General features: G+C 64.6%; 17 protein-coding genes. 10 read left to right on the top strand and 7 right to left on the bottom strand.

All coding sequences use genetic code 11. The features are described from left to right. The first annotated feature begins 145 nt into the window (after nt 1–145). Nucleotides 146–2,554: an ATP-dependent helicase HrpB gene (hrpB, locus tag RGQ15_RS02845; protein ID WP_311158706.1), complete on the top strand. Its 2,409-nt coding sequence runs from the start codon at nt 146–148 to the stop codon at nt 2,552–2,554. On the opposite strand, the gene RGQ15_RS02840 is transcribed toward hrpB, so the two are convergent. The 6 genes from RGQ15_RS02840 to def (RGQ15_RS02815) form a co-directional block, all read right to left on the bottom strand. Continuing rightward, nucleotides 2,551–3,099 carry an HdeD family acid-resistance protein gene (locus tag RGQ15_RS02840; RefSeq protein ID WP_311158705.1) on the bottom strand — a complete coding sequence of 183 codons (549 nt, stop codon included), beginning with the start codon at nt 3,097–3,099 and terminating at the stop codon, nt 2,551–2,553. The two genes, hrpB and RGQ15_RS02840, sit on opposite strands and share 4 nt — an antisense overlap. A 118-nt stretch (nt 3,100–3,217) precedes the next feature. Continuing rightward, nucleotides 3,218–4,111 carry a methionyl-tRNA formyltransferase gene (gene fmt, locus RGQ15_RS02835; RefSeq protein WP_311158704.1) on the bottom strand — a complete coding sequence of 298 codons (894 nt, stop codon included), beginning with the start codon at nt 4,109–4,111 and terminating at the stop codon, nt 3,218–3,220. A gap of 41 nt (nt 4,112–4,152) precedes the next feature. Beyond that, nucleotides 4,153–5,025, bottom strand: a complete 873-nt coding sequence (locus RGQ15_RS02830; RefSeq protein WP_311158702.1) for a dienelactone hydrolase family protein — start codon at nt 5,023–5,025, stop codon at nt 4,153–4,155. Next, on the bottom strand, nt 5,010–6,647 hold the full coding sequence (locus tag RGQ15_RS02825; protein WP_311158701.1) for an alpha/beta hydrolase: 1,638 nt from the start codon (nt 6,645–6,647) through the stop codon (nt 5,010–5,012). The genes RGQ15_RS02830 and RGQ15_RS02825 overlap by 16 nt, the downstream gene beginning before the upstream one ends. Before the next feature lie 94 nt (nt 6,648–6,741). Further along, nucleotides 6,742–7,242, bottom strand: coding sequence for a peptide deformylase (gene def, locus RGQ15_RS02820; RefSeq protein ID WP_311158700.1), 501 nt, complete (start codon nt 7,240–7,242; stop codon nt 6,742–6,744). A gap of 40 nt (nt 7,243–7,282) precedes the next feature. Continuing rightward, complete coding sequence (gene def, locus RGQ15_RS02815; RefSeq protein WP_311158699.1) at nt 7,283–7,804, bottom strand: peptide deformylase; 522 nt, start codon at nt 7,802–7,804, stop codon at nt 7,283–7,285. A gap of 76 nt (nt 7,805–7,880) precedes the next feature. Between def (RGQ15_RS02815) and RGQ15_RS02810 the strand changes: the two genes are divergently transcribed. The 5 genes from RGQ15_RS02810 (at nt 7,881) to RGQ15_RS02790 (ending at nt 12,587) form a co-directional block, all read left to right on the top strand. Next, entirely contained in the window at nt 7,881–9,065 is a 1,185-nt protein-coding gene (locus RGQ15_RS02810) for a MalY/PatB family protein (RefSeq protein WP_311158698.1), read from the top strand. Next, nucleotides 9,062–9,718 carry a L,D-transpeptidase family protein gene (locus RGQ15_RS02805; protein WP_311158697.1) on the top strand — a complete coding sequence of 219 codons (657 nt, stop codon included), beginning with the start codon at nt 9,062–9,064 and terminating at the stop codon, nt 9,716–9,718. Before RGQ15_RS02810 ends, RGQ15_RS02805 begins: the two co-directional genes overlap by 4 nt. A gap of 53 nt (nt 9,719–9,771) precedes the next feature. Continuing rightward, a complete protein-coding gene (locus tag RGQ15_RS02800) occupies nt 9,772–11,148 on the top strand; it encodes an MATE family efflux transporter (protein WP_311158696.1) in 1,377 nt (458 codons plus the stop codon). Between the two features lie 30 nt (nt 11,149–11,178). After that, the gene (locus RGQ15_RS02795) at nt 11,179–11,415 is read left to right on the top strand and encodes an Lrp/AsnC ligand binding domain-containing protein (RefSeq protein ID WP_311158695.1); all 237 of its coding nucleotides are present in this window, start codon (nt 11,179–11,181) and stop codon (nt 11,413–11,415) included. A gap of 62 nt (nt 11,416–11,477) precedes the next feature. Beyond that, nucleotides 11,478–12,587 carry a pyridoxal phosphate-dependent aminotransferase gene (locus tag RGQ15_RS02790; protein WP_311158694.1) on the top strand — a complete coding sequence of 370 codons (1,110 nt, stop codon included), beginning with the start codon at nt 11,478–11,480 and terminating at the stop codon, nt 12,585–12,587. A gap of 23 nt (nt 12,588–12,610) precedes the next feature. Here the strand turns inward: RGQ15_RS02790 and RGQ15_RS02785 are convergent, their stop codons facing one another. After that, complete coding sequence (locus RGQ15_RS02785) at nt 12,611–13,093, bottom strand: Lrp/AsnC family transcriptional regulator (RefSeq protein ID WP_311158693.1); 483 nt, start codon at nt 13,091–13,093, stop codon at nt 12,611–12,613. Between the two features lie 124 nt (nt 13,094–13,217). On the opposite strand from RGQ15_RS02785, the gene RGQ15_RS02780 reads away from it, so the two are divergent. From RGQ15_RS02780 to RGQ15_RS02765, 4 genes are read left to right on the top strand one after another with little or no spacing between them, the layout of a single operon-like run. Next, nucleotides 13,218–13,547: a DUF2849 domain-containing protein gene (locus RGQ15_RS02780; RefSeq protein WP_311158692.1), complete on the top strand. Its 330-nt coding sequence runs from the start codon at nt 13,218–13,220 to the stop codon at nt 13,545–13,547. Next, nucleotides 13,540–15,195, top strand: a complete 1,656-nt coding sequence (locus RGQ15_RS02775) for a nitrite/sulfite reductase (protein WP_311158691.1) — start codon at nt 13,540–13,542, stop codon at nt 15,193–15,195. Before RGQ15_RS02780 ends, RGQ15_RS02775 begins: the two co-directional genes overlap by 8 nt. Beyond that, nucleotides 15,188–15,919: a phosphoadenylyl-sulfate reductase gene (locus tag RGQ15_RS02770; RefSeq protein ID WP_311158690.1), complete on the top strand. Its 732-nt coding sequence runs from the start codon at nt 15,188–15,190 to the stop codon at nt 15,917–15,919. The genes RGQ15_RS02775 and RGQ15_RS02770 overlap by 8 nt, the downstream gene beginning before the upstream one ends. Continuing rightward, nucleotides 15,916–16,287, top strand: coding sequence for a DUF934 domain-containing protein (locus tag RGQ15_RS02765; protein ID WP_311158689.1), 372 nt, complete (start codon nt 15,916–15,918; stop codon nt 16,285–16,287). The genes RGQ15_RS02770 and RGQ15_RS02765 overlap by 4 nt, the downstream gene beginning before the upstream one ends. Nucleotides 16,288–16,339 lie beyond the last annotated feature (52 nt).

Below are 16,339 nucleotides of genomic sequence, written 5' to 3'. Positions count from 1 at the left end.
GCGGCGCCGTCAGAAGTTGGGCGAGGGGCATTGGCCCGTTCGGCATCGGGCGCGGCGGTGTGCATCCCTCGCGCGGAAGCCCGCAAGAATTGGATCCGGTGGAGCAAGGCTTTTCGCCATGTGCTGCCTTTGGCATAAGCCCTGAATGACCCTGCCCATCGAATCCGTCCTTCCCGAACTGACTGCCGCGCTGGTCGCGCAGGGCCGTGCCGTTCTGATGGCGCCGCCCGGCGCGGGCAAGACGACGCGCGTTCCGCTGGCCCTTCTGCCGGTGATCAAGGGGCGGATCGTCATGCTTGAACCGCGCCGCCTTGCCGCCCGCGCGAGTGCCGAGCGCATGGCCGAAACTCTGGGCGAAGCTGTCGGCGAGACCGTGGGCTATCGCATTCGTGGCGAAGCTGTTCCAGGCCGACGGATCGAGGTCGTGACCGAGGGCATCCTGACCCGCATGCTGCAGTCCGATCCCGAGCTTCCCGGCATCGGTTGCGTGATCTTCGACGAATTCCACGAACGCAGCCTGAACGCGGACCTGGGGCTGGCGCTGACATGGGAATCACGGGCGGCGCTGCGGCCGGATCTTGTGGTGCTGGTGATGTCCGCGACGCTTGATGCCGAGCCGGTCGCGGCATTGCTCGATGCGGCCCCGGTGATCCGATCCGAGGGGCGGGCGTTTCCTGTAGAAACCCGCTGGCTGGATCGGCCGCTGCCTGCCGGAGCGCGACTGATCCCCGAGGCCGCGCGGCTGGTTCGCGAGGCCGAGGCCGCGACGCGCGAGACGGGGGGAACCATCCTGACATTCCTGCCGGGAGAGGGCGAGATCCGACGCGTTGCCGCCATGATCGACGTGGATGCCGAGATCGTGCCGCTGTTCGGGGCGATGGATTTCAAGGCGCAGCGCGCGGCCATGCAGCCTGCTCGGGGGCGGCGGCGGATCGTGCTTGCGACCTCGATTGCCGAAACCTCTCTGACGATCCCCGATGTGAAGGTGGTCGTGGATGCTGGCAGGGCGCGGCGTGCGCGCTTTGATCCCGGCTCTGGCATGTCCCGCCTGGTGACGGAACGCGTGAGCCGGGCCGAGGCCGAACAGCGGCGCGGTCGCGCCGGACGGGTTGCGCCGGGTATCTGCTACCGGATGTGGGCCAAGGCCGAAGAAGGTGCATTGCCCGCTTTCGCCCCGCCCGAAATCGCCGTGGCAGATCTGGCCGGGCTGGCGCTGGAACTGGCGAACTGGGGCTCGGACGGCAGCGAGCTTGCCTTTCTGACCCCGCCGCCCGAATCCGCCCTGTGCGAGGCGCGGAGTTTGCTGCGGGATCTGGGCGCGCTTGACCGCGATGAACGTATCACGCCTCATGGCCGGGCTTTGGCCGGCCTGCCCTTGCATCCGCGTCTGGCGCATATGCTCGTCGTCGCGGGCCGGGATGCGGCCGAGCTTGCGGCGCTGATGGGCGAGCGCGATCCCCTGACTGGCGCTCCGGCGGATATCACTCCGCGACTGCGTGCCATCCGCGACCTCAAAGGATATGAGGCGCGCCATCCATGGCCGGTGAATGCAGGTGCGTTGCACCGCATCCGGGACGAGGCGAAGCGCCTTCGTCGCATGGCGCCCGAGGGAAAGGGGCTGTCGGTGGGGGCAGCCGCTGCGCTTGCCTATCCCGACCGGATCGGCGCGCGTCGAAGGGGCGATCAGCCGCGCTATGTCCTGTCAGGAGGCAAGGGAGCCATACTGCGCGACGGCGATCCGCTTGCGAATGCCCGCTTCATCGTTGCGACGGATCTTGACGGCGATGCCCGCGAAGCCTGCATCCGCATGGCGTCGGCAATCGATGAGACCGAGATCCGCAGCCTGTTCGGTGACATGATCGAAACGGTTGAAGTGGTCGAATGGTCACGCCGCGACAACCGCGTCATCGCACGCTGTCAGGAACGGCTGGGTTCGGTGCTGCTGTCGGACCGGGCGCTTGACGATCCCGACCCCGAGGCGATGGCGCGCGCCGCTTTCGACGGGCTCAGGGCGCTGGGTCTCTACTGGACGGCGGGGGCTGCACGGCTGCGGGCGCGGATCGCCCTGATCGCCGAGCTTGGCCCGGTCGACGACGAAAGCCTGCTTGCCGATCCAGAATGGCTGCTGCCCTATCTGCTCGGGGTGCGAACGGCGGCCGACCTGAGGGGGCTCGATCTGTCCGAGGCGCTCAAGGCGAAGATCGGCTGGTCTGGGCAGCAGCGTCTTGATCAGGCTGCGCCCGCCCATTTCGTCACGCCGCTCGGCCGAAAGGTGCCAATCGACTATGACCACGAAACGCCGTCGATCGAACTCAAGCTGCAGGAGTTGTTCGGTCTTGCCCGCCACCCGGTTGTCGGGGGACGGGCCTTGCGGATCTCGATGCTGTCGCCCGGGGGAAAGCCGATTGCCGTGACGACCGATCTGCCGGGGTTCTGGACCGGGGGCTATGCGGAAGTGCGAAAGGACATGCGCGGCCGCTACCCGCGTCACCCCTGGCCCGAGAACCCCCTTGAGGCTGATCCGACGACCCGGGCCAAGCCGCGCGGCACCTAGGCGTCCTTGATCTTTCGCAGGCGGAACGCAAGGACGATGAGCGTCACCCCGATGAGGATGGCGAATGTCCCGATGAGCCAGGCAAGGCTCAGGAGCCCCGCCGCCGGCAGCATCGCCATCAGCACGCCCCACAAGACCAAAAGCAGCCCGCTGAGCCCCAGCGCCCATTCGCCCTCGATTTCATTGCGCAGCCGGATCGCGGCGACGATGCGGAAGACACCGGCAATGACACCCCAGATTGCCATCCAGATGATGAAGGCAAGGGCCGTCGCCTCGGTCCAGAACAGCGCCATCACGCCAATTGCGATCGACAGGCCGCCATCAAGCGCCCAGGCCCACCAGCGTTCATCCGTCTTGCGCCGCTGAAACGCCGTGAACAGCGCCAGAATGCCGTCGAATATCGCGAATGCGCCAAAGAAGATCAGCAGCACATAGACCGTGAGTCCCGGCCAGATCAGCGCGAGGAGCCCGAACAGGATCGCCGCGATCCCGCGCAACAGCAGCACCCACCAATTCGCCGCCATGACCCGTATCATTTCGTCCATCGCATTGCCTCCACTGCGACTTCAGCCAGGCAGGATGCTATCATGCAAAGGCCCGGTCCACGCGATCGAGTTGAAACGCGGCCGGGCAATGTGATGAAAATGCTGCAATGACGGCGGCTTAGTCGAGCCTTTCCGGAAGAGTCAGGCCGCGCAGGATCTCGGTCGCCTGCATGGAGCGCTTGCCCTGCCGCTGTGCTTCGAGAACCTCGATCGCGCCATCGCCGCAGGCAATGGTGAAACCTTCCAGCACCTGGCCCGCCTGGCCTGCGCCGGTTGCCATCCGCGAACGCAGAAGCTTGATCCTTTCATCGCCGACCATGCACCAGGCCCCGGGAAAGGGGGAAAGGGCGCGGATCTGCCGGTCGATTTCTGCGGCGGGGCGGGACCAGTCGATCCGGGCCTCGGCCTTGTCGATCTTGTTTGCATAGGTCACGCCTGCGGCCGGCTGCGGAATGGCGGCTAGCGGAAGTCGATCGAGCGTCTCGACGATCAATTCTGCCCCCATCTCGGCCAGTCGATCATGCAGGTCAGACGTCGTGTCCAGCGCATCGATCGGGGTGCGGGTTTCGGCCAGCACCGGGCCTGTGTCCAGGCCGGCTTCCATCTGCATGATCGCCACCCCGGTCTCGGCGTCCCCTGACATGATGGCGCGATGAATCGGTGCCGCGCCCCGCCAGCGCGGCAAAAGCGAGGCGTGGATATTCAGGCAGCCCAATCGGGGCGCATCCAGGACGGATTGTGGCAGGATCAGCCCATAAGCCACCACCACCGCGACATCTGCGCCAAGCGAGGCAAAATCCGCCTGGTCCTCGGGCGATTTCAGGCGTTCTGGCGTGCGGACCGAAAGTCCGAGCTCCTCGGCAGCCTGATGGACGGGCGAAGGGCGGGGCTTCTGCCCCCGGCCCGCGGCCCGGGGCGGCTGGGAATAGACGGCCACGACCTCGTGTCGCGCCGCGATGGCCCGCAACGCCGGCACCGAAAAATCCGGGGTTCCCATGAAGATGACGCGCATGTGCCTGACCCTTGTTCCTGTCGGGGTCCTCATAGCGCGGATCAATGGGCAGATGCAAAATCCTGCAGGAAATCCTCCACCAGACCCGTCGCCTTGCTGCGGGCAGCCGGGTCGAACTCAAGCGAGGACAGCGCCGATCGCTCGCTTTGATCGAAGCCGTGATTGGTGCCGGGCAGGGTGACCATGTGCAGATCGGCGGCCTTTCCGACCAGCTTGTCGGCCATGCTGCGGCACGCAGTGGGATCGGTGATGCTGTCATTCTGGGCAAGGATCATCAGCCCGCTCACATGCTGTGGCCAGCGCGCTTCGTCGCCATGGCTGAGCATCCCGCAATAGGGATAAAGCAGGACCAGCGGGCCGATCTGGGCGGCGAGTTCCGCGGGTGGCCGGGGCCATGCCGAAAGTCCGGGTGGCGGCATAGGTTCGTTCAGTTCGGACATCAGTTCCATCGCGGTCCAGCCGCCATGCGACGCGCCAAGCACAAGCGTCTCGGATGGGTCCACCCCGGGCATGCGGTGCAGGGCGTCGAGGGCAACGGCAAGGTCGCCCGCGCGTTCCGAGCCAGGCAGCACCTGTCCCGCGCAGACCGCCCGCCACGCCTGAACGCGATCGAGACGCCGCGGAATGTGGCTGTCCAGGACCATGACCATCCGGTTCCGGTCGAGCATGATCCCGGCCCAGTAATCCATGTTGTCATGAACTCCGTCGCATCCCGAAAGCAGGATCGCCGCTTTGTGGGGGCCAGGGGTGTTCGGATGCATGATGCGCCATGAACCCGCAAGCATTGCCTCACGCTGGGCGGGGGTATGGGTGATTGGTTGCCATCCGGCGGCGTTCCGGGCCGTGTTCAACCCCAGCACGGTCAGAATGATCGCGATACCTGCTGCCCCCATGATGATCACCCGTTTCTGCATCCGATCAGACCGTCCTTGCCGCATCTGGCCTTGAGCCGCGCGGTATCATTGTCCGTCCATCCGCTGGGCACCGAGATGGCCGCCCAGCCGTCGATATATTCCTCGGCATCGTAGATATGGCCGAAGCCCGGCGGCGTCGAGGTCGAGACGAGCATATCGACCGCAAGCTGTAACTGCGTCACGATCGGCGTGAAGCTGAGGCGTGGAGACACGTCGGGGGCGGCGGGTTCGCGCATCCATTCCGGCGCACGCCAGAGCGAGGCGGGACTGTAGAACACGATCGGATCGCTCGCATGCTGCAGAAACAGGATACGCAGCCTTCCCCAGGGTCGGCTCAGCCGATCAGCAGGTGCGAACTGGCTGGCGTAGCGGATGACCTCGCCCTCATCGACTTCCGGCAGGATGAACAGGCTGTCGGGTTGGCGGGCGCTGTTGGCCTGGCGCCACAGTTCGGAGGGGAAGGGCGGTCCGGCCCAGAACGCGCCTGAGACCGGCTCGTTCATCATCTGGAAGGGATTGAAGGAATACATGGACGACCACGCCCCAAGCGAAATCCCGTGAAGGTATAACCTTGGACGCGCGGTGGCAGGAAGCTGGCGCCAATGGTCATAGACGGCGCGCATGGTGGCAGTTGCCTGGTCCAGACCGGAATCTGTCTCGAAGATCAGGGCAAGCGGACTCTGCAAATAGGAATATTGCACGGCCACCGTCGCCACGTCGCCGTCATGCATGTATTCCAGCGCATCATAACTGGCCGGGTCCATCCAACCCGTCCCGGTGGGGCTCGCCACCACAAGGACCTTGCGGTCGAAGGCGCCGACCCGGATCATTTCCTCAAGTGCGATCTGGGCCCTGCGTTCGGGCAGCGTATCCTGCGCAAGGCCGACATAGATGCGCAGCGGCTCTTTCGCCTGTCGGCCCGAGAAATCCGCGATTGCCGCGGCGCGGGGTCCTCCGCTTACGAAGTCCCGGCCCGGCTTGCCCATAAGATCCCAGTCGATGACCGAGCCGGGACCGCCCGATCGCCATGCCTCTTCGGGGGCGGCGGCGCTGGGATCGGTCAGATGCTGGGCTGCCGCGTAGGAACGGTCGGCGACGCGAAGCGCCCAGTTCACGACGCCGTCGCGCGTGATCGTCACCACAATCAGCGCCGCCAGAAGCAGCCCCACCACATTCGCGCTGGCGGCAGGGATGTAACGGGCAAGGCGCCTGCGCAACAGGTTGAACAGCGCCAGCATGCCATGTCCCAGCACGAAGAACGCAACGAAGACCGCGGCGGCCAGGAGGATCATCTTGGTGGTGCTGGCGGCTTCCAGCACGGGCATGTTCATGCGCAGGCGGATACTGTTTTGCCAATCGTCGCTGAGAGCGACGCAGCGCACCAGGATTGCGAGGACAGGAATGGCCAGGATGGCATGAGCGAGGTTGGCCCAGCGGCGCGGCAGCACCGGGATCTGAAGCGCGCGCCATAGTGCGAGCACGAAAAGCGTGACGAGATAACCCGCTGCCATGGAAATGCCGGCAAGCGCACCCTGCATGAGCCAGTCCCTCGGGATCAGCGATGGGGTAAGCGAAGCGGCTGCCAAGAGCAGACCGGAAAGCAAAGGAAGAACCGAGAACATGCGGCCGACGGTCCCTTCTGCAGGATCGAGCCCGCGAAATGAGCGGGCCGCGGCCGAGGTTAGTCGCGGCCGACGGGAAAGGGAAGCGGCTGGCTCAGCGGCGGGCCTGCTTGGCCGATTTCGCGACCAGCATCTTGCGGCGCAGGGGCGTCAGGTGATCGACATAGACCTTGCCGTTGAGATGGTCGATCTGGTGCTGGACCGAGGTTGCCCAGAGACCGACAAAATCGCGCTCTTCGATCTCGCCCTGGTCGTTCAGGAAGCGCACGGTGACGGCACGCGGACGCTCGATCCGGGCGTAGACGCCGGGCAGGTTTGGACTTGCCTCGTCATGCGCGCGCATCTGGACCGAGGCGTGCAGCACCTCGGGGTTGGCCATGCGGACGGCCTGGCCTCGTTTGTCCGATGCGTCGACCACGGCAAGGCGCTGCATGATGCCGATCTGCGGGGCGGCCAGACCCACGCCGGGCATGGCATCCATCGTGTCGACCATGTCATCCCAGATCATCCGCACGGTTTCGGTGACCTCGGCAACCGGCTCGGCAGGAATATGCAGGCGGCGATCGTTATAGGGAATGAACGGGCGAACGGTCATGGGCGGCGCCTCTTGCGGGAAGCTTCAATCGGGGGCGGAGTCAGGCGCGGGCGCGGTCGCGTTTCATCTTGACCATCTTGCGCGTGATCATCTGGCGTTTCATCGGGCTGAGATAGTCGATGAACAGCTTGCCATCCAGATGGTCCAGCTCGTGCTGGGCGCAGGTCGCCCAAAGCCCGTCGAATTCCCGCTCGTGCAGCTTTCCGTCAAGGCCCAGCCATTGCATCCGCACCTCGGCCGGGCGGGTGACTTCGGCATATTGATCGGGGATCGAAAGGCAGCCTTCCTCGTAGGTGTTCAGCCCTTCCGAGCTCCAGGTGATCTCGGGGTTGACCATGACGATCGGGTTCTGCGGCGCCTCGGGGTCCTTTTCGCAATCCATCACGAAAAGGCGCGACAGCACGCCAACCTGCGGGGCGGCAAGGCCGACGCCCGGTGCGTCATACATCGTGGCCAGCATGTCTGCGGCCAGCGTCTCGATCTCGGGCGTGATGCGGGCCACGGGGTCGCACGGCTTTTTCAGCCGCGGATCGGGGTGAATAAGAATGCTGCGCAATGTCATGCCTGTGATCTAGGGCAACCCTTGGCCTTGCGCAACAAGCCGCTATGTTTGGGCCGGAATGAATCCGAGGGACAGCATGACCAAACCCGATTTCGACGAGATCATCGACCGTATCGGCACCCATTGCAGCAAATGGGACGATATGGACTCGGCCTATGGCATTTCGCCACAGGACGGGATTGCCATGTGGGTCGCCGACATGGACTTTCGTCCACCGGCATCTGTCCAGCGCGCGGTCGAGGCGATGGCTGCCCATGGTGTCTACGGCTATCCCGGCGCAAATCGCCCATATCTCGACGCGATCTGCTGGTGGATGGAAAACCGCCACGGCTGGCAGATCGAACCCGAATGGATTCTGACCGCGCATGGTCTGGTCAATGCGACCGCCATCTGCGTCGATGCCCTGACCGAGCCGGGAGACGCGGTGGTGCTTATGACCCCGGTCTATCACGGATTTGCCCGCGTCATCCGTGCCGCGGGGCGCTCGATCACCGAGTTTCCGCTGACGCTCCGGGATGGCCTTTACAGCATGGACTGGGACGATTGGGCCACCCGGCTGACCGGGCGCGAAAAGGTGATGGTCCTGTGTTCGCCGCATAATCCGGGCGGCCGGGTCTGGACCCGTGCCGAATTGGCCGAGGTTGCCGCGTTCTGCGAAAAGCACGATCTGGTCCTAATTTCCGACGAGGTCCATCACGATCTGGTCATGCCCGGCGCAGCCGCCCATGTGCAAACGGCCCTTGCTACGCCCGAACTGGCGTCGCGCCTGATCACCCTGACCGCGGCGACCAAGACGTTCAATATCGCCGGCGCACATATCGGCAACATCATCATCTCGGACGAGGCTCTGCGCGATCGGATCAAGCAACGCATGATGGCGCTGGGTATTTCGCCCGGCCTCTTCGGCCTGGGAATGGTTGCGGCAGCCTATTCGCCCGAGGGTGCGGAATGGGTCGACCAGCTCGTCCCCTATCTCGCAGGCAACCGACAGATCTTCGATGAGGGTGTGAACGCCATTCCGGGCCTGCGCTCGATGCCGCTTCAGGCCACCTACCTGGCCTGGGTCGATTTCTCGGGAACGGGCATGACCGCGGATGAATTCACCGCGCGGGTGAAGCAGAGCGCCCGGATCGCCGCGAACGAGGGCGCGACCTTCGGCACAGGTGGCGAAAGCTTCCTGCGCTTCAACCTTGCCACGCCTCGCGCACGCGTCATCGAGGCTGTCGATCGGTTGCAGCGGGCCTTCGGCGACCTGCAATGAAACGGCTGGGGGCGCTGTTCTCGGCCCTTTGCGTGGCGGCCCTGCTCTGGAGCCTCTGGCTAATCTGGGCGCCGCATCGCCAAAGCGTTCCCACCGTTCCCCACCGACCATCCCAAGGCTGGCACATTCCCGGCCTTCCGAAATTCCAGCTGCCCCATTTCAACCTGCCGGACCTTCGGCTGCCAGACCTGAAGCTTCCCCGGCCGCCAGCACGACCCGAAGCGCCCATCGCCTCGCCAGTCGAACGCATCCTGATCGAGAAGTCCTCTCGGCGGATGACCGTCTGGCAACGCGATGGCGCGCCGAGAACCTTTCGTATCGCACTTGGCTTTGCCCCCGATGGGGACAAGTCGCGAGAGGGGGACGGCCGGACACCCGAGGGCATCTTCAAGGTAGACCGTCTGAACCGACAGAGCGCCTACCATCTCTCGCTCGGTCTCGATTACCCGCAACGGCAGCACCGCGAAGCGGCACGAAAAGGCGGTTACGATCCCGGCGGCGACATCATGATCCACGGCCAGCCGAATGAGGTGCCCGACGGCTACAAGGTCAAGGGAGACTGGACGGCCGGCTGCATCGCTGTCACGAATGCCGAGATCGAGGAAATCTTCGCCCATGCGGATATCGGAACCGAAGTCGAAATTCGGCCTTGAGCCTTTCATTTGACCATCTTGCCTCGGCAATTGCCTGAGGATAAGGCAAAGCCATGACCCTCGACCGTTACGCCCCGCATCTGCGCGCGACACTCGCGCTCGGCCTGCCGCTTGTCGGCAGCCATCTTGCGCGCATGGCGATCGGTGTCGCCGACACGGTCATGGTGGGCTGGTACGGTGTCGAGGAACTGGCGGCACTGGTCATCGCGACCTCATTCTTTCACATCCTGTTCTTCCTGGGCATGGGATTTGGCATCGGTGTGATGGGCCTGATCGCGACCGCGATCGCCCGTCAGGACGAAACCGAGGTGAGACGCGCAGCCCGCATGGCGCTTTGGCTGTCGATCATGCATGCCGTTGTGGTGATGCCGATCATGTGGAACTCCGAGCCGATCCTGTTGGCCATCGGGCAGGAGCCGATCGTGGCATCTCTGGCGCAGGACTATCTGCGCATTGCCGGGTTCGGGATGCTGCCGGTGCTGTGCGGATTGACGCTGAACAGCTACCTTGCCGCGATGGAGCGCACACAAGTCGTGCTCTGGATCACCGTAGCAGGGCTTCCGGTGAACATCCTGCTGAACTGGGTCCTGATCTTTGGTCATTTCGGCGCGCCGGAGCTGGGCGTGCGGGGTGCGGCGATCGCTTCGGTTTCGGTCCAGACCCTGCAGTTGTTCCTGCTCGTCGGCTATGCGGCATGGTTGCCGGCAGCGCGCAAGTTCCAACTGTTCCGGCGCTTCTGGCGGCCGGACTGGGCCGATATGCGCAAGGTCTTCGCCCTTGGATGGCCGATCGGCCTCACCATGGTTGCGGAAGGTGGCCTTTTCGTCGGCTCGAACGTGATGATGGGGTGGATCGGAACCCGCGAACTGGCTGCGCATGGCATTGCGCTGCAGCTGGGCGCGATCACCTTCATGCTGCATCTGGGCATGTCAAATGCGGCAACAGTCCGCGTGGGGCAGGCCAAGGGTCGCAACGACACGCAGGGGATGCATGACGCAGCTGTGACCGTCACGGCCATTTCGGTCATCGTCGCGATGCTTGCCGTCGCGTTGTTCGTCACGCTTCCCCGGACGCTGGTCGGGCTCTATCTCGACGCCAGCAATCCCGAAACCCCGGCGCTTCTGGAAATCGGCGCGAACCTCATGTTCTACGCCGCGCTCTTCCAGTTGACCGACGCCTTGCAGGTGATCGGGTTGGGGCTGCTGCGCGGCGTTCAGGATACGCGTGTGCCGATGATCATCGCCGCGATCAGCTACTGGTTGGTCGGGATGCCCGTCGCCTACGGCCTTGCCTTCATCCTCGGTGTCGGGCCGGCCGGATTGTGGCTGGGGCTGGTCGCCGGCCTGACGGTCGCGGCGGTGCTTTTGATGCGCCGCTTCTGGCGCGGACATGCGCGCGGGGACTGGACCGCGGAACCGGCTGCGGTCTAGGTTGACCGCGATCAGGTCAGGAGGATCGCCATGCGCCCGGTATTCGTTCAGTTCCGTTGCACGCCCGGCAAGACCTACGAGGTTGCCGATGCGATCTATGACCGCGAAATCGTCAGCGAGCTTTATTCGACTTCGGGTGATTACGACCTCATGGCCAAGATCTACATCCCCGAGGATCAGGATGTCGGCCGCTACCTCTCCGAAAACCTGTTCGACATTCCGGATATTTGCCGGACGCTGACCACAATGACCTTCAAGGCGTTCTGAACAGGGGCAGGGTGGTCGCAGCCCCCTTGCGCGTGGGTGGAATTTGGGTTTCTGGTTCGGCCATGACACGCCTTCGCTTCGCACCGATCCCCGCCGGCCTGCCCGCCACGGTTCCCTTTACCGGTCCCGAAACCCTTGAACGTCGTCGCGGCGCCGCCTTTCGTGCGCGGCTTGGCGCGAACGAGAACGGCTTCGGTCCGTCTCCTCGGGCAATAGAGGCAATGGCACGAGCCAGCGCCGAGGTCTGGAAATACGGCGATCCCGACAGCCACGATCTGCGCGAGGCCCTGGCATCGCATCACGGCGTCGCGCCGGGTCAGATCACGCTGGGCGAAGGCATCGACGGCCTGCTTGGGCTGCTGGTGCGGCTGACGCTCACGCCGGGCGATACGGTCGTGACCTCTGAAGGCGCCTATCCGACCTTCAACTACCATGTCGCAGGCTTTGGTGGGCAGCTTCACAAGGTCGCTTACCGCGATGATGCGGAAGACCCCGAGGCGCTTATCGGCGCGGCGCGCAAGACCGATGCGCGGCTTGTCTACCTTGCCAATCCCGACAATCCGATGGGCAGTTGGCACCCCGGCAAGCGGATCGAACGGGCACTCGATGACCTGCCCGAGGCCACGTTGCTGCTGCTGGACGAAGCCTATGCGGAATTCGCGCCCGATGATGCGATCCCGCGGATCGATCCCGAGGATGACCGTGTCATCCGCTTCCGCACCTTCTCGAAAGCCTATGGCATGGCCGGCGCGCGCATCGGCTATGCCATCGGGCCGGCCGAGCTGATCGCGGGCTTTGATCGCATCCGCAACCATTTCGGTATCAACCGGACGGCGCAGATCGGGGCTTTGGCTGCACTTGAAGACAAGGCATGGCTGGATGAAACGCGCCGCAATGTCTCGGACGCACGCGACAGGATCGCCGCGATCGCCAGCGAGAATGGCCTTTCGGCTTTGTCCTCGGCCACGAATTTCGTGGCGGTTGATTGCGGGGCGGATGGTGACTTCGCCCGCAAGGTTCTATCCGCGCTGACCGAACAGGGCGTCTTTGTCCGCATGCCTGGCGTCGCGCCGATGGATCGGTGCATCCGCATCTCTTGCGGCCCGGCGGCTGAACTGGACATTCTGGCGGAAGCTCTTCCGATCGCGCTTTCGCAGGCGCGCGCATCCTGATCCACAAATGATAAAGCTCGGCGCTAGTCGAGCGGCAGCGCCGTGGTCGCCTTCAGCTCCTCCATCGAGAGAAGCGCAGTGACATTGTGGATCTTCACCTCTGAGATCAGCGCCTGGTAGAAACGGTCATAGGCGCGGGCATTCCGCACCCGGACCTTGAGAATGTAGTCGATATCGCCCGCCAGCCGGTGCGCCTCGATCACTTCGGGACGGGCGCGTACGGCCGACAGGAATTTGAGCGCCCATTCGGGATCGTGTTCGCTGGTGCGGATCAGGACGAAGAAACAGGCGTCCAGCCCAAGGGAATCGGGATCGAGCAAGGCGACCTGTCCGCGGATCACCCCGGCCTCGCGCAGCTTGCGAATCCGGTTCCAGACCGGCGTCTTTGAAGCCCCTACGCGCGCCGCGATGTCATCAAGCGACAGCGTGGCGTCCTCCTGCAGCAGGGACAGTATTTTGCGATCCGTGTCATCCAGCCGGGCCGGCGTTTGTCTGTCTTCGCTCATCGGAAAATCTTGTCCTAATAGCCTGCCTTATCGGCGGGACTTGTTTCTTATTTTTCTGCCCCACTCGTCAATATGCGGAAGAATTTTCTATATATGACAGACCCAACCCGAAAGGCAAAAGGCCATGTCCAAGACCTTCACCCCCTCGATCGCAACCCCCGCCGTCATTACCGCCAATGACCTGCGCATGGGCCATTGCGTCTGGATGCGTGACGGTGGCTGGACCGCCGACCCGCGCGAGGCGCAGCTTTTCGAGGATGAGGCGATCGCCGAGATCGCGATGCTTGATGCGATCGGCCAGGCAAACCTGGTTGTCGGCCCCTATCTGGCCGAGGCCAGGCGCGGCCCCGACGGCCGCCCCGAGCCCACGCATTTCCGCGAGGCTTTCCGCCGCCGCGGCCCGTCCAACTATTTCCATGGCATCCAAGCCGAACTCGAGGCCAGCAATGTTTGACGCCCGCCCCCAGCATAACGAATACCTGCGCCACCGCGCGCAGCAGTTCCGCAGCCAGGTCGCCCGCCGCCTCGACGGCAGTCTGACCGAGGACGAGTTCAAGCCGCTGCGCCTGATGAACGGCGTCTACCTGCAGCTGCATGCCTATATGCTGCGGGTCGCCATTCCCTATGGTACGATCAGCCCCGACCAGATGCGCACCCTCGCGCTGTTGGCCGAGAAATGGGACAAGGGCTACGGCCATTGGACCACGCGCCAGAACATCCAGTACAACTGGCCCAAGCTGGTGGACATTCCGGACATGCTGGACGCGCTGGCCGATGTCGGCCTGCACGCGATCCAGACCTCGGGCAACACGATCCGCAACGTGACGACCGACGCCTATGCCGGCGCCGCCGCCGACGAGGTCGTGGATCCGCGCCCCTATGCCGAGCTGCTGCGCGCCTGGTCGACCGACCATGCCGAGTTCCAGTTCCTGCCGCGCAAGTTCAAGATCGCCATTTCCGGCGGCGAGAAGGACCGCGCCGTCATCGCCGCCCATGACATCGGGTTGCGCCTGCGCCGCAACGAGGCGGGCGAGCTGGGCTTCCAGGTCTGGATCGGCGGCGGTCTTGGCCGCACCCCGATCCTCGGCCAGGTCGTCCGCGAATTCCTGCCCGAGGCCGATCTGCTGCCTTACGTCGAGGCGATCATCTCGGCCTATAACCTCGCCGGCCGCCGCGACAACAAGTACAAGGCCCGGATCAAGATCACCGTCGCCGAGCGCGGCCTCGACGTCATGCGCGACGAGATCGAGGCCGAGTTCCTGAACCGCCGCGCGGTCTTCACCGGCGTCGATCAGGACATGGTCGCCGAATTCCGGGCGGTCTACGCTGCCCCCGCCTTCCGCAACGAGACGGATGGCGATTACGAGGAACGCCGCGCCGCCAGCGTCGGCTTCCGCAGCTGGACCGACACCAATCTCTCGACCCACAAGGCGCCGGGCTATGCCAGCGTCATGGTGACCTTCAAGGCGCCGGGCCAGACCCCGGGCGACGCCTCGGCCGATCAGATGCGCCTTCTGGCGGATCTCGCCGAGCGTTATGGCCACGCCGACCTGCGGATCAGCCACGACCAGAACGTGGTGCTGCCCCATGTCCACAAATCGGATCTGTTCGCGCTTTACTCTGAACTGAAGGCGGCGGGCCTCGCGACCGCCAATGCCGGGCTGGTCAGCGACATCGTCGCCTGCCCGGGCATGGATTACTGCGCTTTGGCCACCGCCCGCTCGATCCCGATCGCGCAGGAGATCGCCGATCACTTCCGCGCCCGCGACATCGAGGACGAGATCGGCAAGATCGACATCCGCATCTCGGGTTGCATCAACGCCTGCGGCCATCACCATCTGGGCCATATCGGCATCCTCGGCCTCGACCGGGCGGGCGTCGAGAACTACCAGATCACGCTTGGCGGCGACGGCTATGACATCCCGGCCATCGGCCAGCGCCCCGGCGCGGGCTTCCCGGCCGAAGAGGTCGTGCCCGCCATCGACCGCATCATCAACACCTATCTGGACCTGCGCGACTCGGCCGAGGAACGCTTCATCGACGCATATCGTCGCGTAGGGGCGGCTCCGTTCAAGGCGGCGCTGTATCCGGTCAATGCTTGATGGGAGCCTTGACGATCGCGCCGCGCTTCTGAATGAGCGCTACAAGCATCACGCCGCGACCGAGGTGTTGCGGCGCGCCCTGAACGATCCCGACCTCGGCCGGGTTACCCTGGTGTCCAGCTTCGGCTCGGAATCGGTCGTGCTCTTGCACATGGTCTCGGTCGTGGCGCCCGGCACGCCGGTCCTGTTCATCGACACGCAGATGCTGTTCCCCGAAACACTGGCCTACCAGCTTGAGGTTACGGAAAAGCTGAAGTTGACCGATGTGCGCGTGATCCGCGCGGCCGAGCGCGAGGTCGCATTGAATGATCCGGACGGCACGCTGCACCAGTTCAGCACCGACGCCTGCTGCGATCTGCGCAAGACCATCCCTCTGGAGCGAGAGCTGTCGCAATTCGACGCCTGGATCACCGGCCGCAAGCGGTTCCAGGGCGGCGAGCGCAAGCAGCTTGAGTTCTTCGAGGCCGAGCCGCCAGCCCGGCTGCGCATCAACCCGCTGGCGCACTGGCGCACCGAGGATGTTCAGGACTACATGGCCGAGAACAACCTGCCGCGCCACCCGCTGGTCGCCAAGGGCTTTGCCTCGATCGGCTGCGCGCCATGCACCTCGCCCGTGAAGCCGGGCGAAGACCCCCGCGCCGGTCGCTGGCGGGGCAGCCAGAAAACCGAATGCGGCATCCATTTCATCGGCGGCAAGATGGTCCGCGCAGGAGCAAATTCATGAGCGATTTCTATCTGGTCCGGGATGACGGTTTCCATCCCCATGACGGGGCCGAGTCGATTGTTCTGGCTCCGGATGTTGATCCGGCCAGCCTGGTTGACTATCTGGACCATGACCTCATCGCCATCGACTTTCCTTCCTTCAGCGACGGGCGCGGCTTCACGCTGGCGCGGCTTCTTCGCGAAAAGGGGTTCAAGGGGCGCCTGCGTGCCGTCGGTGGGCTGATCTCGGATCAATATGCCATGGCGCGTCGCGTCGGCTTCGACGAGGTCAGGATTTCCGCTGCGCTCGCCGCCCGCCAGCCGCAGGAACAATGGCTCGACCGAGCCGACTGGCAACAGTGGGACCATCGGTCGCGCCTCGCCGGATGATGCCGGGGTTTTCCCCTGCGCCCTTGTGAACTAGATAGACCGGGACCCTGAC

The organism is Paracoccus sp. MBLB3053 (assembly GCF_031822435.1).
GTDB lineage: Bacteria > Pseudomonadota > Alphaproteobacteria > Rhodobacterales > Rhodobacteraceae > Paracoccus > Paracoccus aurantius.
The sequence above is the reverse complement of the archived record's forward strand: the minus strand, read 5'-3'. Positions and strand labels throughout refer to the sequence as shown.

Excerpts from the sequence above, each read along its gene's own strand:
- hrpB (WP_311158706.1), top strand. The coding sequence starts at position 146 with ATGACCCTGCCCATCGAATCCGTCCTTCCCGAACTGACTGCCGCGCTG.
- RGQ15_RS02840 (WP_311158705.1), bottom strand. The coding sequence starts at position 3,099 with ATGGACGAAATGATACGGGTCATGGCGGCGAATTGGTGGGTGCTGCTG.
- fmt (WP_311158704.1), bottom strand. The coding sequence starts at position 4,111 with ATGCGCGTCATCTTCATGGGAACCCCGGATTTTTCGGTGCCGGCGTTG.
- RGQ15_RS02830 (WP_311158702.1), bottom strand. The coding sequence starts at position 5,025 with ATGCAGAAACGGGTGATCATCATGGGGGCAGCAGGTATCGCGATCATT.
- RGQ15_RS02825 (WP_311158701.1), bottom strand. The coding sequence starts at position 6,647 with ATGTTCTCGGTTCTTCCTTTGCTTTCCGGTCTGCTCTTGGCAGCCGCT.
- def (WP_311158700.1), bottom strand. The coding sequence starts at position 7,242 with ATGACCGTTCGCCCGTTCATTCCCTATAACGATCGCCGCCTGCATATT.
- def (WP_311158699.1), bottom strand. The coding sequence starts at position 7,804 with ATGACATTGCGCAGCATTCTTATTCACCCCGATCCGCGGCTGAAAAAG.
- RGQ15_RS02810 (WP_311158698.1), top strand. The coding sequence starts at position 7,881 with ATGACCAAACCCGATTTCGACGAGATCATCGACCGTATCGGCACCCAT.
- RGQ15_RS02805 (WP_311158697.1), top strand. The coding sequence starts at position 9,062 with ATGAAACGGCTGGGGGCGCTGTTCTCGGCCCTTTGCGTGGCGGCCCTG.
- RGQ15_RS02800 (WP_311158696.1), top strand. The coding sequence starts at position 9,772 with ATGACCCTCGACCGTTACGCCCCGCATCTGCGCGCGACACTCGCGCTC.
- RGQ15_RS02795 (WP_311158695.1), top strand. The coding sequence starts at position 11,179 with ATGCGCCCGGTATTCGTTCAGTTCCGTTGCACGCCCGGCAAGACCTAC.
- RGQ15_RS02790 (WP_311158694.1), top strand. The coding sequence starts at position 11,478 with ATGACACGCCTTCGCTTCGCACCGATCCCCGCCGGCCTGCCCGCCACG.
- RGQ15_RS02785 (WP_311158693.1), bottom strand. The coding sequence starts at position 13,093 with ATGAGCGAAGACAGACAAACGCCGGCCCGGCTGGATGACACGGATCGC.
- RGQ15_RS02780 (WP_311158692.1), top strand. The coding sequence starts at position 13,218 with ATGTCCAAGACCTTCACCCCCTCGATCGCAACCCCCGCCGTCATTACC.
- RGQ15_RS02775 (WP_311158691.1), top strand. The coding sequence starts at position 13,540 with ATGTTTGACGCCCGCCCCCAGCATAACGAATACCTGCGCCACCGCGCG.
- RGQ15_RS02770 (WP_311158690.1), top strand. The coding sequence starts at position 15,188 with ATGCTTGATGGGAGCCTTGACGATCGCGCCGCGCTTCTGAATGAGCGC.
- RGQ15_RS02765 (WP_311158689.1), top strand. The coding sequence starts at position 15,916 with ATGAGCGATTTCTATCTGGTCCGGGATGACGGTTTCCATCCCCATGAC.